This is a genomic window from Bdellovibrio bacteriovorus (assembly GCF_001592735.1).
Lineage (GTDB): Bacteria > Bdellovibrionota > Bdellovibrionia > Bdellovibrionales > Bdellovibrionaceae > Bdellovibrio > Bdellovibrio bacteriovorus_D.
In genome coordinates this window covers 25877-41046 of record NZ_LUKE01000003.1, presented here as the reverse complement: position 1 = coordinate 41046, position 15170 = coordinate 25877, and the positions used below count along the sequence as shown (strand labels likewise).

At 45.7% G+C, this 15170-nt stretch carries 14 protein-coding genes; 4 read left to right on the top strand and 10 right to left on the bottom strand.

All coding sequences use genetic code 11. The annotated features are described in order from the left end of the window. The first annotated feature begins 28 nt into the window (after positions 1-28). From AZI86_RS12625 to AZI86_RS12615, 3 genes are all read left to right on the top strand, one after another. Entirely contained in the window at positions 29-1618 is a 1590-nt protein-coding gene (locus tag AZI86_RS12625; protein WP_061835563.1) for a hypothetical protein, read from the top strand. A gap of 116 nt (positions 1619-1734) precedes the next feature. Continuing rightward, positions 1735-2580 (top strand): TIGR02147 family protein, encoded by an 846-nt coding sequence (locus AZI86_RS12620; RefSeq protein WP_081111916.1) that lies wholly within the window; start codon positions 1735-1737, stop codon positions 2578-2580. Further along, a complete protein-coding gene (locus tag AZI86_RS12615) occupies positions 2577-3533 on the top strand; it encodes a hypothetical protein (RefSeq protein WP_061835561.1) in 957 nt (318 codons plus the stop codon). Before AZI86_RS12620 ends, AZI86_RS12615 begins: the two co-directional genes overlap by 4 nt. Positions 3534-3593: 60 nt before the next feature. Here the strand turns inward: AZI86_RS12615 and AZI86_RS12610 are convergent, their stop codons facing one another. Then, positions 3594-5774, bottom strand: a complete 2181-nt coding sequence (locus tag AZI86_RS12610; RefSeq protein WP_061835560.1) for a heavy metal translocating P-type ATPase — start codon at positions 5772-5774, stop codon at positions 3594-3596. 119 nt (positions 5775-5893) lie between these two features. Between AZI86_RS12610 and AZI86_RS12605 the strand changes: the two genes are divergently transcribed. Further along, the gene (locus AZI86_RS12605) at positions 5894-6316 is read left to right on the top strand and encodes a hypothetical protein (protein WP_061835559.1); all 423 of its coding nucleotides are present in this window, start codon (positions 5894-5896) and stop codon (positions 6314-6316) included. A gap of 96 nt (positions 6317-6412) precedes the next feature. Here AZI86_RS12605 and AZI86_RS12600 read toward each other — a convergent pair whose 3' ends face one another. From AZI86_RS12600 to AZI86_RS12560, 9 genes are all read right to left on the bottom strand, one after another. Then, positions 6413-7054: a DUF222 domain-containing protein gene (locus tag AZI86_RS12600; protein WP_061835558.1), complete on the bottom strand. Its 642-nt coding sequence runs from the start codon at positions 7052-7054 to the stop codon at positions 6413-6415. A gap of 378 nt (positions 7055-7432) precedes the next feature. Next, positions 7433-7711: a HigA family addiction module antitoxin gene (locus AZI86_RS12595; protein ID WP_061835557.1), complete on the bottom strand. Its 279-nt coding sequence runs from the start codon at positions 7709-7711 to the stop codon at positions 7433-7435. Between the two features lie 164 nt (positions 7712-7875). Further along, complete coding sequence (locus AZI86_RS12590; protein ID WP_061835556.1) at positions 7876-8445, bottom strand: DUF366 family protein; 570 nt, start codon at positions 8443-8445, stop codon at positions 7876-7878. After that, complete coding sequence (gene queC, locus AZI86_RS12585; RefSeq protein WP_061835555.1) at positions 8446-9147, bottom strand: 7-cyano-7-deazaguanine synthase QueC; 702 nt, start codon at positions 9145-9147, stop codon at positions 8446-8448. Continuing rightward, entirely contained in the window at positions 9144-10871 is a 1728-nt protein-coding gene (gene recJ / locus AZI86_RS12580; protein WP_061835554.1) for a single-stranded-DNA-specific exonuclease RecJ, read from the bottom strand. Before recJ ends, queC begins: the two co-directional genes overlap by 4 nt. A gap of 8 nt (positions 10872-10879) precedes the next feature. Next, positions 10880-11833 (bottom strand): protein translocase subunit SecF, encoded by a 954-nt coding sequence (gene secF, locus AZI86_RS12575; RefSeq protein ID WP_061835553.1) that lies wholly within the window; start codon positions 11831-11833, stop codon positions 10880-10882. A gap of 12 nt (positions 11834-11845) precedes the next feature. After that, a complete protein-coding gene (gene secD / locus AZI86_RS12570) occupies positions 11846-13540 on the bottom strand; it encodes a protein translocase subunit SecD (protein ID WP_061835552.1) in 1695 nt (564 codons plus the stop codon). Beyond that, a complete protein-coding gene (yajC, locus tag AZI86_RS12565; RefSeq protein WP_253715928.1) occupies positions 13540-13878 on the bottom strand; it encodes a preprotein translocase subunit YajC in 339 nt (112 codons plus the stop codon). The genes secD and yajC overlap by 1 nt, the downstream gene beginning before the upstream one ends. 161 nt (positions 13879-14039) lie before the next feature. Next, on the bottom strand, positions 14040-15029 hold the full coding sequence (locus AZI86_RS12560) for a hypothetical protein (protein ID WP_061835551.1): 990 nt from the start codon (positions 15027-15029) through the stop codon (positions 14040-14042). Positions 15030-15170 lie beyond the last annotated feature (141 nt).

Sequence of the window (15170 nt, the reverse complement as noted above, 5' to 3'; positions counted from 1 at the left end):
GCCTCATTCTAAGATATAATTAAGGTATATGAAGTTCATATACGTTCTAGAAGATGACGAACGTTCCCAGAAAGATCTATTAGATACCATTAAACTGATAGATCCAAAGCTTCATATTCGCTTTTTTCCGACCCTTGCTTTATTCCATCAGTTTTTAAAGGCCGTTATGAAAGACGGTCCCTTAGCCCTAGCTACGCACGGGGAAAAACATCCTTCGGACACTTCCGATGAAGAATTGGCTCCGTCTGAAAATCATGAGCTGCGCTTGATGATCGCAAAATACGAAATCTTCGGCAAAAGGCATATGAATCTCATTGGTCGCGCCCATCAGTTTTTACGCCGCCGCAAAGTACGCTCCCCAGAAGGAGCTTTGATCCTGACAGCCTTTGACAGCCCCGATTTCGATATTAAATTGGCGGAAGATCGGATTATTAACAATGTGATCTTTAAGCCGTTTGATAAGCTGATTTTAAAGCAGCACATCGAATATGCCCTCACCGGGCATCATCCCGTGAAGTCTGACACCGTCGCGACTATTCAGCTGAATTCCACCTTAGAGATGCTCAAGGAAGTGTCGATCAATTCCTTATCCGAGGTTGGTTTTACCACAATTAACAATCACGAAATCAAACTGGGCGCTTTCACCAAGTACTATTCTGAAGCCTTTAAAACCGATGATAAGCGCAGCGTGTACGCTTATTGCGATTCCTCCAAAGAGATCGGCGAAAATGAATTTCTGTGCCATTTTCTTTTTTTCGGCATCGACAATAAACAGATCGCCCAGATCCGTCGCCATGTCTTACAGAAAAAAAGCCATCAGAACACGGACCTAAAACAGCTTTCCGATAAACCCTTAAGCATTTTGATTTTAGATGAAGACGTCCAGCTGAGTCTTGATCTTAAAAACTTTTTAAGCGAAAAAATGAAGTCCGTGCATGTTTTTGTCTATAACCACTATGGACAATTTCTTTCAGACCTTGCCGATAAAGACACCGTCAATCGCCAAGAATTGCCCCCCGAATTTGATATCGTCATTGGCAATCACGATCTTTTTTACGTAGAAAAAGAAAAGCGATGGGAACAGATTTTACAGTACATGAAAGACCGCAAAAAAAAGCATGGTGCCTCGGGGGAGGCTTTGCCCGTGCTTTACATGGTTTCAAAACATAAAATCTTACCTGACGAGGTCCGCAACCTATCTAAATGGGTTAAGGAGCTGATCTTCACTCCTTTAGATCGCAGTTATTTATTAAAAAAACTTTTAAGCAGCGAAAAACGCTTTGCCAACAAAGAGACAACCTCCTTAGCCTCGATTCAAGAAATCATTCCGGTGAAGGTCGCAAACCCCGTCGAGATCACGGAGATCTCGGAAGCGGGCTTGGTTCTGAAGTACTATCGCGCTATGAGCATAGGGGCCTTTCGGGAGTTTATCTTATGGCGTCCTCAAGAATTGGATCTTCCGGAAATCATCGGCACCGTGAATTTCACGGAAAAAGACAAAGGCGGAGGGGATTACTTTCATAACCACTTCGTCTTTTTTGGCATGAAGGATTACTTCTTAAAACACATTCGACTGTGGCTTCGCGACGCTTATATTAAAACCAAAGAAAAAGAATAGACTCTTAGCCTCTCCTTAACGATCAGCGTTAGACGTTGGCAGCCATGCCAAGGGTATTTGCCCGATCTGCCAACATTTAGTTTGAATCTTGCCAACATTCTTTTTACCGTTGGCCTATGCGAACAAATCTAAGCGTCACCCAATTCACCGACTATCGCAGTTTTTTACTGGCTCATGCTCAGGACATGAAAACTTCGCGCAGGAATTGGTCTTACGGATCTTGGGCGCAATCGTTAGGGTTAAAGGCCACTTCTTCCATTACAAAAATCATCAATGGTGAACGAGAGCCCGGCCCGCAAATCACCGAACAATTGATTAGCTATTTTAAGTTCAACCATAAGCAGGCGCAGTACTTTCGTGATTTAGTAAAACTGCACAAAATCAAACACGATCCCCGTCTGTCGGTTTTGTTGATGGAAAAAATGGGCAAAGAACATCCCGACGCTCAAGTGCGCATCATGGATGACAAAAGCTTTTCAGTGATCTCCAATTGGTATTACCTGGCTTTGCGCGAATTCTGCCGCATGCATGGCTTTAAAGAAGATCCGGAATGGATTGCAGATAATTTTTTATTCAAAGTCACCCCTCGGGATGTTTCTAACGCCATCAAGGTGATGTTGGAGTTGGAGTTATTAAAACGCAACTCCAAAGGATATCTGCAACTGGCCGAAGGCCGCTTAGATACCACGAACGATGTCACCAGTGAAGCCATCAAACGCTATCACGAGCAGATGCTTGAAAACGCCAAACAGGCTTTACGCAAAGTCTCGGTTCAAGAGCGAGAGATCTCGGCCATTTCACTGGTAATGAGTTCTGCCAATATGGAAGCCGCTAAAGAGCTCATTCGCGATTTTAAAATAAAATTTGAAAAATTAATGGAAGAGGACACGGGAGACCAGGTTGTTCAGCTTCAGATCCAGCTATTCCCTCTGACAAACAAAATACAAAGGAGTGTAAAATGAAGTTTTTAGTTATTCTATCTTTATTGGTAGGATCGCTAGCCGCCCAAGCCTCAAGGATTGAGGACGGTGGTAGCGTTGGCAATGGCGGAGACCCGATTGCTTTGGAATTCTTAAGACATGCTAATAGTATTTTAGACGAAGTCTCCGAAGACTTTGAAACCTATCCTGAGCTTCAGGGTAAAGACCTGAGATCTATCTTAAAAACCATCAAAGTCGCGGTGACCAACGAGGTTCTGATTGTTGAAGCCCATGGTCGCCAACAAGAATCGACGATGATCAATTATCCCGCTAAAAATATGGTGGTCATCAATCGCTTTGCTTGGTGGGGAATCGCGACGCGCGAATATAAGATGATGCTGATATTTCATGAAATCCTAGGACTTGCGGGTCTTGAAAAAACCATGGAATATCCGATCTCTCAAAGATATCGCACGCCGCCGGAAACTCCTAACAACCAAGTGCACATGACAAGCTCCCCGCTTCCAATCATCCCATCAAAAGCGGTTAGTTGTTACAGCCAGAAAATCACTTCGCCCAACGAAACGCCAACGCAAGATGTTGAATCAGACTATTTCCGAATCCCTACCATTGCATTTTCTCGCAAAGACTCTTCTAAAGATTTAGTCATTTCTACGATCCGGATCACTTGGATGTTGAGAAATTCAGACGGAACACCGGGCCCCATCGGAAAATGCATCATCGCGGGAGATCAGCTGCGTGCTCTTAGTAATGAATGGTGGATTCGTGGCACTGAAGCCCTAGTCCCTCGCAACCTTAGTGGAAGACCTAGCTCATTTCAAACAAACTGCGCCGCCTATTGCGGAGGCCTTCAATTGGATCACTCTAACTTCACCACCACGGCTGATGTCGATGTTTTTGGCCTAGAGCGAGATAAAGATGGTGAAGAAACACCGGTTAAAATGAACACGTCTATTGTTCTGCAAGCCTTTTAAATTGTGCTTTTATGCTGCACCTCTGCTACCTACGTAGGTAGCACTGGTGCATCATTTTCTTCATATCTTCTTCCGCTTTAATAAGAGCGAATTACTGACCACCGAAACCGAGCTTGCCGCCATGGCAGCGCCCGCGATCATCGGGTTTAATAATCCCAAGGCCGCTAGCGGAATTCCCAAGACATTATAAATAAACGCAAAGAACAAATTCTGACGGATCTTTTTTAAAGTCATCCCCGATAAATCCAAAGCTTGGACGACGGATCCCAGATCACTTTTCATCAAGGTGATGTCAGCGGCTTCAATGGCGACATCCGTGCCCGAGGCCATGGAAAAACTGATATCGGCCATGGCTAACGCCGGGGCATCATTAATTCCGTCACCCACCATCGCCACGATTTTCTTTTTTCGTTTCATCGCGACCACGATATTGGCTTTATCCGCAGGCTTGACGCCATATTTGTATTCCTGAATTCCCACTTGGCGGGAAATTTCTTTCGCTGTGCCTTCGTTATCCCCGGTGACCATAATCACTTGAATACCTTTGGCTGCTAGCGCCGCGACGGCGGCCCTGGAGCTTTCGCGCACCTGATCGGCCACCCCGATAAAACCGGCGATTTTTCCCGAGATTGAAACCACCATCACGGTTTGACCTTTGGCTTGATAAGTTTTTACTAAAACACTTTGCTCGTCCGAAAGATCAAACCACGCTGGCTGCCCGACTTTCACATCCACTCCCGCAACCACGCCTTCAATGCCCGATCCCGAGATGGCTTTGAATTTTTCAACGTTCACCAAAGCCAAACGCTTGGCCTTGGCTTCCTCGACAATCGCATGAGCCAAGGGATGAGAAGACCCTTGCTCTAAACTGGCCGATGAAATCAAAATCTTTTCTTTACTAAAGCCTTCAAAAGGAACGACCTCTTGCACCTTGGGTTTACCCTCCGTGATCGTGCCCGTTTTATCTAAGATCAGCACGTTCATCTTTTCCGCCAACTCAAGTGCTTTGGCATCACGGAACAGGATCCCTGCTTGCGCCGCCTTCCCAATCCCCACCACCACGGCGGTCGGAGTGGCCAGACCCAAAGCACAGGGACATGCGATCACCAGAACAGAGACAGCTGAAATCAAAGCCGTCGTCCAATCCCCGGTCCAAAAATATGTCGCAATCAACGTGACAAAAGCAATCCCCACCACCACCGGAACAAAAATGCTAGAGATCTTGTCGGCGAGTCTTTGGATCGGCGCTTTGGATCCCTGGGCCGTCGTCACTATTTTAATGATTTGCGCTAATTGAGTTTTAGCACCCACACCTGTCACTTTGATTTTTAAAGTCCCTTCGTGGTTCATCGTCGCCGCAAAAACCGCATCACCCGGTTTTTTTGCAACCGGAATGCTTTCTCCAGTGAGCATGGATTCATCGACACTGGATTGCCCGTCAACCACGTCCCCATCAATGGGCAAAGCTTCACCATTTTTTACGCGAACAATATCGCCGGGCTTAAGATCTTTGACATCGACTTCGACAAACTCACCGTTTCTTTCGGCAAATGCTTTTTTGGGCTGCAAACGCAAAAGTCCTTCGACGGCTTCCGAAGTTTTACCCTTAGCACGGCTTTCCATCAGCTTGCCTAACAGGATCAAAGTGATCACCATGGTGCTCGCTTCAAAGTAAACATGATGTTGATGCATTTGCGTCGCGGTGATCACCGCACTTAACATATAAGCCATCGTCGTGCCAAGCGCGACTAAGACATCCATGTTCGCCGTTTTAGAGCGAAGGGCAAAATAAGCGCCCTTATAAAAACGAGCGCCGATCCAAAATTGCACCGGCGTTGCTAAGGCCCATTGGATATTCCGAGGAATCAAGCCATGCCCCTCACCCGCAAACATAGAGATCATTTCCGCTAAAAACGGCAAAGTCAGAACCACGGCTGCGATAAAATGGAATAAGTCTTTTTTATATTCGGCGTGAGCCGCCGCTTCGGCTTTATGAACGTCTTCTTCAGAGTCTAATTGAAAGGCCTGATAACCCACGTTTTGTACAGCCAGAATCAAATCTTTCACCGGCATATCCGGCGGGAAATGCACGATGGCTTTTTCGGTCGCAAAATTAACCGAGGCCTTCACGTTTGGCATCGCATTGAGGGTCTTTTCAATCTTTGCGGCACAGTTGACACAAGTCATACCTATAAGCTGCAGTTCCGTGTCTTTTTGAGTCTGTTTTTCAAATGATTCCATAAAACCTCTTCCACTCTCTATTAGGAGCCAGGTGGAGCATTTATAACAGAATATTTTTTTATTTTTTTGTCACAAAACCTAAGCCTTCCTCCTAGATTGTAAGAAAGGAGCCTTCTGTCATGAAACTATTCAGCCTTGCTTGCTTTTTGATCCTAAATACGGCCACTTTCGCCTGGGCCCACGGCGAAGACAAACCCGGTCCTCACGGAGGACACGTTCAGATGCCCGGTGGGTTTCATACCGAATTGATGTTGGATGAAAAGCAAGACGCGCATATTTTTTTACTGGATATGGAATTTAAAAATCCGACGGTGAAAGATTCTAAAATAGAGATGAAGGCCGTCGCCGGTAAAAAAGAGGTGCCATTTACTTGTTCGGTGATGGGTGGAAATCACTTTCACTGCGTGGCTAGCCAAAAATATTCAAAGAAAGCGGAACTTCGTATTAAAGCCACGCGCGAAAATGCGGTTGGCAACGAAGTGACCTACAAACTTCCCCTTAAAGAATTTAAAGAAAATAAAGACGCCCACAGTGGGCATTAAAAAAGGGGCATGCCCCCTTACTATTACCCACATCTTTTATTCGATGTGGGTTTTTTGTACTTCGCAGAGAGGAGACACTGCGTTGAAAAGTTGTGCCTAATTTACTAACTGAAGCCTTCCTCCACCTAACTTTTTCTTATTAAATCTTTCAGCTAAACTTCCAATAATATCGGACCACTGGCCATCTGGGAAAACATGGGACAAAAGACTTCTTGCCAACTCCAGCTCGGCAAATTGTTGTTCTGAAAGTGTCACTTCTAAACGCACAGACTGATCTTTTTGAGGCGTAAGCTTTGTAAAGCTTTGAGCTGGGATATCAAACTCTGCAGCCAAGGTTTTTAAAGTCTCAAAGCCGTTCTTATTTTCGATCTTTTCTAAGATGCGGGTTGCCTGATATGCACTGACGACCACACCTTTTTGCGAAGCTTCTGTAAGGCATTTTTGCACTTGAGTGAGTTGAGATAAATTTAAAGTCCCTGCTTCAATTTTTTCCGCCACCTCGGGGACTTGGTTTAACAGCCTTGCTGACTGCAAACGTCTGTAAGCAGCCCCATCCGAAAATCCTAAGCCTTTGGTTAAATAAGAATACATCCCATCATAACCCATATCTAAATGCAGCTTGCGTGTTTCGATTTCGTTGATGTGAAGTAAAACCAAGTGTGTGATTTTTCTTTCCGTGCGAACAAGCTTTTCGATTCTTTGGATTAACTCTTGGTTAGAATAAAATTTTAAAGACATGACCACTCCCTTGAATTTGGGAAGTTATATCACGGCTTTTTAGCTCTCAGATTTGGCTCTTTTCTGTTTTTTTAAAGTCTTTACGAAAGGCTTTAAGAGGGGATCTGTAAACGTATAAAACTCTTTGAGCTTAGCGAAAATCGAAGACACGAGGGCGGGTTGGGAAGAATTATTTAGTCATCGTAAAGCCTCGGTGGGCACTTAGAAAAACACCCGCAAGAGATTTTTTTAAAATGTTTTGTTTCCGTGATTCTGTCAAAGAGGTTTTTTTAGATGTCTTTTTTTAAAACTTAAAAAATAAAATCCTCAATGCAGTGTCTCCTCCCGGCGAGGGGAAAAAAACCACCTCAAATTAAAGATGTGGGTAAACAGTCAGCCCTAAGCCCTTTTTTTTCGCGTTTTGCGCGCTACACTTAAGTCAAACGCACTTTGCATATTCATCCAAATTTCAGGCGTTGTTCCTAAGGCATCAGCAAGGTCTAAAGCGGTGTCGGCCGTAATACCACGTTTGCCCTTGATAATTTCGTTTAACTTAGCTTTTGTCCAACCCACGTCATCCGCAAACTGCGCTTGCGTCAATTCTTGTGGAATCAGAAATTCTTCTAATAATACTTTCCCCGGATGAAACGGATTCTTAAATTCCAAAGATTTTTTCATAATTACCACATTATCGTAATTCGATAATTTCGAAAAGGGTTAAATTAACAAATACGACAGCCCATCTGGCAATCTACAGACCTACTTAAAAATGAATTTATTCCGATTTGACGTCGCAGCAAAAGACGCCCGGAACTTTTTAGTAATAATAATCGGACCATGAACTAAGGCACCGGCCGCACTTTTTGGGTGGCCGCCATGATCGAAAGATATTCGGCCTTAAACAGCTTCATGATGTCTTCAGCCGCGATCTCGGGCTTAACACCGATATCTTCAAGGCTTAAGGTTTTAACGGGTGTTCCTTTGTTGGTCACATTCATCGCGAAATGCACCATCGTCGACACCGGAGATTTCGTCGCAATACTAATAGAAAGCTTGCGATCCGAATAGTAAATGTCATCGCCATCACGAACAAGGCCGGGTTCACCCAAAGCCCGCAACGCTTGCGGATTTAAGTAATCACGACAGATCGAAGCAAAAAGTCTTTGCAAAGCCACACCTGAAAACAAATCGCGATCAAACACTTCAATAATGAAATGAAGCATATCATCACCCGCGATCACGGCCTGAGCCAAAAGATCTTCACCGTCCACCATATGATCAAAAGAAATATTGCAAGGCCCGCGAAACGCCACAACGGAAGGACCTAAAAGTCCATGATCAAGATAGGCAAATAAAGAACGCAATTGCGTTCCGTCATAGGTCATCTTTTTTTCGATAAACTGGCTGAGCATTTAGGCTTCCTTAAACAGATGTTTTACATCCACATTGGCAGAGGCAAAAGCACGCTTGGCGCGCTGACAAGATTCACACTCCCCACACCATTTGTCTCCGGTGAAGTAACAAGGCCAGCTCATCTCCCAAGGGATTTTAAGGCCTTGTCCTAAACGAACCATGTCGGGCTTTTTCATGTGGATGGTGTAACAACCCACGGTCACATGATTGCTGGTGGAATAATGCAAACTTTGCGTCGCCTTATCCATGAACTCTTTGGTGTTATCCGGAAAAGTCACGGCTTCTTCGGCGTTAAATCCCGGAATCACCGAAGTGGCATTCAGGCTTTCCGCAAAAGCGGCAGCGATATTTAAAAAGATGCCGTTACGATTCGGCACCCACACGGATTTTTTGGTGTCTTGGGATTTTTCTAAATTATCAATCTCAACGTCTTTACCGGTCGGAACCTTTTCTGATTCAACGATCAAAGACGAACGATTAAAATCTTTAAACCATGGCAGATCGATCACTTTGTGAGGCACGTTTAAGTGCTTAGCGATCTTTGCCGAACATTCGATTTCTTTCACGGCGGCTCTTTGTCCGTAATTAAACGTCAAAGCTAAAACCACTTCATGGCGATGCTTGATGGCTTCATAAATATTCACCGTGGAATCAAGCCCGGCGGATAAAAGAACAACGACTTTTTTAGAGCGCGAACTCATGGAGCCGCCTTTAAATCACGAATAAGGATTTGAATGGTTTTCTGTCCGGCAAAATAATTCCACTGCAATTCACCCAAAATATCATAAAAACCCGGGATGTCTTGCAAGGTGGCTGCTTGACGAGGAGTCGGTGTAAAGAGCAATGCTTCTGTGCCCCCCTGCCCATCGCCATCGGCAATTTTTAAACGCAAGTGGCCGCCTTTTAATTCTCGTTTTGAAAGAACTTGGACCCGGGAAAAATGAATCAGCGGAATATTAAAACCCACGCCGAAAGGACCGACAAAGTCATACCACTTCATAAGTCCAGAGCTGACTTCGGCCAGTTTCGCCTCAACATCATAGAAGATTTCTAAAGGTTTGGGCTTTTCACGCAAATCCGAAAAATGCTGAGAAAGCTGCGTAATAAACTGTGGCACCCGCGTTTCAGCAATTTCAAAACCCGCTGCCGCCGAATGTCCCCCGAAACGACTTAAAATGTCTTGGGATCCCGACATCGCCGTCACCAAACACGCTTCTTGTCCTTGCGGTAAACGCGCACTGCCCACAATCATGCCGTCATCGCCGACGGAACCCACAAAGGCCGGCTTATTGAACACTTGGGTGAGCTTTGTCGCAATCAAGCCCACGACCCCGCGATGGAAATTTTTAGAAGCCACGAAAACAAAGTCTTTATGAGGCCACTCTTTAAGTAATTCTTGAGCTTCCACTTCCGCATCGTTTTGCAATTGCACGCGGGTGGAGTTGTTCTTCATCACCTGACGAACCATATCGCGAGCTTGGGATTGATCTTCAAGTAAGAAAATATCCACCGGCAAAATGCCGGATTCCATGCGCGAAAGAGCGTTTAATTTTGGCGCAAAACGAATCGCCACATCTTGACTGGTTAAGGGGCGATCCACCAAATCCAACTCTTCAAGTAAAGCTCGAAGTCCGGCACGCTTGGTGTCAGCCAGCCTTAATAATCCGTGCTTAACTAAGACACGATTGTCGTCCACCAAGGGCACCATATCAGTCAAAGTACCGATGGTGAAATAATCTAAAACTTCTTTTAAATCCCAATTATTTTTAGGCAGTTGTGGGTGGTCTTGAAAGTAACGTTTTAAACCACGAAGAAGATAGAAGGCCACACCTGCGCCACAGAGGTATCCCAAATCCGAAAGGCAATCCCCTTGATTGGGGTTCACGACAACATAAGCGTCCGGAATAGAATCCGCCGGCAAATGGTGATCCGTTAAGATGACATCAATGCCTAATTCCTTAGCTCTTGAAACGGCCGCATGGGCGGTGATCCCGACATCGACCGTGATAATAACCGTCACCCCTTGACGATGAAGTTCTTCCACCGCGGCCACGTGAAAACCGTAACCTTCGGACAAGCGTTTGGGTTGGTAATGCTGAACGCGAGGGAATCCCAAAGCAAGCATCCCCGTCTTCAAAAGAGCTAGACCTGATGTTCCGTCTAAATCGAAGTCGGCATAGATGCAGATTTTTTCGTTATTCAAATACGCCTGACCCAGGCGCTCAAGAGCTTGAGACATCCCCTTCATCAAAAGAGGATCTTTCAAGTCCGCGAGCTTGGGGAAGAGAAGTTTTTCTACATTCCCCGAGTCTTCAAACCCCCGGGCCGCAAGAATCTTTCCGATCAGAGAGGGCCACCCTCCTCCCACTTGAGAAGGAGCCTGGACTTCTCCGGCTGATTCGCGCGACTTCCATAAAGGGTTCATTTTAATCCTTAAGCTCTAGCTGCTTTAGTCGCAGACTTTCTCATGGCACCCAATTTTTCCATCGCCATAACCAGCGGAGCGGCTACGTAAATAGAAGAATAAGTACCGAAGAACACACCCACGCTGATCGCAAAGGCGATGTCTTCAACTGTGCCATCAGCAAAGATGTACAAGCAGATTGCAGAAACGAATGTGGAACCTGAAGTGATCAAAGTACGAATCAACATCTCATTGATAGATCTGTTAATGATAAACTTTGACCCTTTGTCGGTTGAATGGCCTTCAACCTCACGGATACGGTCAAATACGACGATGGTGTCATTTAAAGAGAAACCAATCAACGTCATGATCGCAGCCAAGATGGCCACATTCACTTCTTTACCCACCAAGTTGAAAACGGCCAATGTGATAACCGCATCATGGAATAAGCAAAGAACCGCGCCCGGCGCATATTTATAGTCAAAGCGCAAAGCAACGTAGATCAAGATCACTAGCAAGCAGTAAAATACCGCTAGTAAACCGTTACGTTTTAGTTCCGCCCCCACTTGAGGTCCGACGGTGTCAACACGGCGGATGTCCGGATTGCTCGCCGCAAAAGTTTTCGTGATAGATTCACGAATGACAGTTAAGTCTTTATTTAGGATTTCATTGGTTTCTTTATCCGTGGCACCTTCACGACCTTGGAAACGAATGATGTATTCATTTCCCTCACCGAAAGATTGCACGCCAACATCTCCAAGATTTAAAGAAGTCACCGTGTCACGAACCTGTTCAATCGTCACACCCTGATCAAACTTCACCTGAATCTCGGTACCACCTTTAAAGTCGATACCATAATTCAAACCCGCGACTGCAAGGTAAATCAAAGAAGCCACTGTCAAAATTAAAGAGATTCCGCCGAAAAGCCACGCTTTACCTACGAAATCAAAACGTCCATATGAGTTTTCGTTAAATACGCTCATTTACATCACCAACTATACAGCAATTTTTTTAAAGTTAAATTTGTAGACCATGTTATCCACGATAACTTTGGACACAAACACGTTCGCAAACAACGATGTGATGATACCGATTAACAATGTAACGGCGAAACCACGCACCGGGCCTGTACCGAAGTACAATAAAACCACGGCGGTAGCGGCTGTCGTTGCATTGGCGTCGATGATCGCCGACATCGCACGGCTGTATCCTTCTTTGATCGCCACTTGGATGCCATGGCCCATACGAATTTCGTCACGAATACGTTCATTAATAAGAACGTTCGCATCGACCGCAAAACCAATTGTCAAAGCGATACCCGCAATACCTGGCAATGTCAGTGTGAAACCCATTGAAGTCATCAAAGCAAAAAGTGACAAAATGTTCACCGCTAGTGAAAGAGAAGCCACCGCACCCATGGTCTTATAATAGACAAGCATGAAAAGAACGATCAAAGCCGCCCCGGCATAAGCCCCCATCATCGCTTTATGTAAAGCATCTGCTCCCAATGTAGGACCTACACGACGCTCTTCAAGCTGCTCTAAAGACGCTGGCAAGGCCCCCGCACGAAGAGATGTTGAAATCATCTTTGCTTCATCCATGCTCTTATTACGATCACCGGTAGAACCCAAAGTGATCACCGCACTGCCACCCGCAATACGATCACGGATGCTGGGTGCTGATTTGACGATTTTATCCAAAACGATCGCCATTTGCTTACCCACGTTGTTACCTGTTAGGTCGGCAAACTTCGCTGCGCCAGCGGCGTTGAAGTTCAGTGACACTTGAGGGGCGCCGTATTGGTCATACCCAACAAAGGCGTCATCCAAAGAGCCCCCACCAAGATCCGTGTCTGTTCTAAGTAAATGAGGAATGGCCCCCGCATCGATAGTCGTTACGTTGCCCGCTTTTTCAAAGTACACAGCGGTTTTTTCAGGGATTTTGCCTTTAAGATCTTCGTTGATCTTCGCGACGTACTCCGAATACTTCATTGACTGCAAATTATAGTTCCCGGCTTTTTCAGCTTCGTTGACTAGATTTTGTAAAGTCGCTTGCTGCATGCTAGTATCCACGATCATGAAATCCAATTTAGCCGTGGTATTGATCAACTGTTTTGCTTTTTCAGCATCGGCCATACCCGGTAATTGAACTAGGATGCGGTTTGCACCTTGTTGAGAAATCGAAGGCTCTGCCACCCCGAATTCATCGATACGATTACGGATGGTTTCGATGGCTTGTTGAATAACGCGATTTTTATAGTCATTCAAATACGCATCAAAGTAGCGAGCCAAAATAGTTGTGTCGGTTGAGCTTACAACCTGCAACTGCGTCGGATGTTTATCGGCGATGAATTTTTCAACAGCCGCCTTATCAGAGGCTTGAGCTACCACGAAAGTGATTTCGCCGGCTTCTGGTTTTTCAGATTTGATGTCAGCCACTTTGACGTTTTCTTTCGGCATTTCAACTTTTAAAGCCGCAATCAAGCGGTTGGTGCTTTCACGAACAACGCCGTCTACGTCAACACCCATTACAAGGTGCAAACCACCTTGAATGTCCAAGCCATAGTTGAGCTTTTGCTTGCTTGGCCACCATGAGTTTTCACCAAAGCTTACTACATTCGGCACCACCCAAACAAGTGCCGCCGCGATTCCTAAAGCCGCGAGAATCGATCTCCAACGAAGTCCGTCCATTATTTCTTTTCCTCTTGTGTTGCTGCTTTCTGAGATGTTGCAATCTGACTGCGAAGCATTTTCACGCGCACGCCGTCAGCAATTTCCAAAGTCACGAATTGGTCCGTGATACCTTCAATGCGGCCTAAAATGCCCGATGAAGTCACCACCTCGTCCCCACGTTTCACTTCCGTCAAAAATTTCTGATGATCTTTTTGGCGTTTGGATTGGGGGCGAATAATAAGGAAGTAAAAAATAACAAAGATAAAGATAAACGGCACAAACATTTCGAAGGCCGAGGGCTGAGAGCCAGTCGCGGTTTGCGCGTGAGCTGTAGATACAAGAAGTCCGTTAAACATGAGTCCTCCAATTTGAACGATGACATAAAAATTCATCATTATTATTAGGAAGAATCAATATTTAAGTCGAGTTGCCATTTTTAAGAGCAGCCCTGGCGCGATGCGCCGGGGATCACTTCAGAGCGCTGCACAGCTGCATTTGCGACCCACCCCATCAGGACTTAATAAGGAAACTTCGCTCCTTTGCACCATACTTGATATTTAGCCTCTTGAAGTACGCTTTGCACCGGCGCCAGTAAACTGAGCCAGAAGGGTTGAGCGTTTGCTTCGCCTGTCTGAACCCAAACCGGAACGGTCTCCGGAGTGCCGTAATTATTTTGCACCAGATCTTTCATCACCGGCAGATCTGCGGGCGTAATGGGTTTTCCCCAAGTAAAGCCGCAAGCCCGTTCCCAGGTCACACCTATATCTGCGGAATTTTCAAATCGTGGCAAAGAAAAGAAATGCCTAAAGTTCCACTGCTCTTCAAGCTGGTAATACCAAACATCGTTGCCGGCATAAACCGCCTTTACGGTTGAGGCTAATTCCGTCCCCGACATAAATTTATAGTAAGCACCGACCGGTAGATTATCAAAGCGATCCGAAAATGCCGCCGAGTTTAGCAGTCGCACCAGGGATGAAGACCATGTTCCCCGTGCGGCTCGGAATATAGCTTCGTGGATCACTAGAGCTGCTTGATTGTCGTTATCTAATTTTTCCCACAGCTCGGCATTAACAACGTAAAAAGGATCTTCGGGCACGACCTTCGCATTTTGAATGGCGATTTGTTCTTTATGGCAGCCCGCCGGTAAAAAAGGTTCTAAAGAATCTTCCACATCGCGAAGGGCAATACCGCTGATGAACTTTGCTTCCTTAAAAAAAGTATTTGCGTTGTAATCCACGGTCGATGCGCGAACCGGATCAAGTCTTTTAAGACGTGCGATAGCGATTTGAATTTTCTGCTTTACGGTCAACTCCGAGCTTCCCAAGGATAACTTAAATCCACGGAGCTTATCGGCCTCATAGATATCTAAAAGCAGGACCGTGTTTAGAGCAGGACACACCACCACGTCACCACCGTTTCCCACGGTGCCACCGCCGCCCCCCGGATCAGGTGCCGCATTCCCAGACAAAGCCCCAAGGACCAAAATGACTAGAAGCAGTGCTTTCATCTTCCTCCCGAAGCATTCCCAAATGATCGGAGCAAACCTATTGCGTTCGGGTCTTTATTGTCAACGCATGGGAACGCCCGTTGTGACACCACGTGTTCTCCACGCACAACGTTGCGGTGAACACTATGTGACTCCCCCTCT

Excerpts from the sequence above, each read along its gene's own strand:
- AZI86_RS12625 (WP_061835563.1), top strand. The coding sequence starts at position 29 with ATGAAGTTCATATACGTTCTAGAAGATGACGAACGTTCCCAGAAAGAT.
- AZI86_RS12620 (WP_081111916.1), top strand. The coding sequence starts at position 1,735 with ATGCGAACAAATCTAAGCGTCACCCAATTCACCGACTATCGCAGTTTT.
- AZI86_RS12615 (WP_061835561.1), top strand. The coding sequence starts at position 2,577 with ATGAAGTTTTTAGTTATTCTATCTTTATTGGTAGGATCGCTAGCCGCC.
- AZI86_RS12610 (WP_061835560.1), bottom strand. The coding sequence starts at position 5,774 with ATGGAATCATTTGAAAAACAGACTCAAAAAGACACGGAACTGCAGCTT.
- AZI86_RS12605 (WP_061835559.1), top strand. The coding sequence starts at position 5,894 with ATGAAACTATTCAGCCTTGCTTGCTTTTTGATCCTAAATACGGCCACT.
- AZI86_RS12600 (WP_061835558.1), bottom strand. The coding sequence starts at position 7,054 with ATGTCTTTAAAATTTTATTCTAACCAAGAGTTAATCCAAAGAATCGAA.
- AZI86_RS12595 (WP_061835557.1), bottom strand. The coding sequence starts at position 7,711 with ATGAAAAAATCTTTGGAATTTAAGAATCCGTTTCATCCGGGGAAAGTA.
- AZI86_RS12590 (WP_061835556.1), bottom strand. The coding sequence starts at position 8,445 with ATGCTCAGCCAGTTTATCGAAAAAAAGATGACCTATGACGGAACGCAA.
- queC (WP_061835555.1), bottom strand. The coding sequence starts at position 9,147 with ATGAGTTCGCGCTCTAAAAAAGTCGTTGTTCTTTTATCCGCCGGGCTT.
- recJ (WP_061835554.1), bottom strand. The coding sequence starts at position 10,871 with ATGAACCCTTTATGGAAGTCGCGCGAATCAGCCGGAGAAGTCCAGGCT.
- secF (WP_061835553.1), bottom strand. The coding sequence starts at position 11,833 with ATGAGCGTATTTAACGAAAACTCATATGGACGTTTTGATTTCGTAGGT.
- secD (WP_061835552.1), bottom strand. The coding sequence starts at position 13,540 with ATGGACGGACTTCGTTGGAGATCGATTCTCGCGGCTTTAGGAATCGCG.
- yajC (WP_253715928.1), bottom strand. The coding sequence starts at position 13,878 with ATGTTTAACGGACTTCTTGTATCTACAGCTCACGCGCAAACCGCGACT.
- AZI86_RS12560 (WP_061835551.1), bottom strand. The coding sequence starts at position 15,029 with ATGAAAGCACTGCTTCTAGTCATTTTGGTCCTTGGGGCTTTGTCTGGG.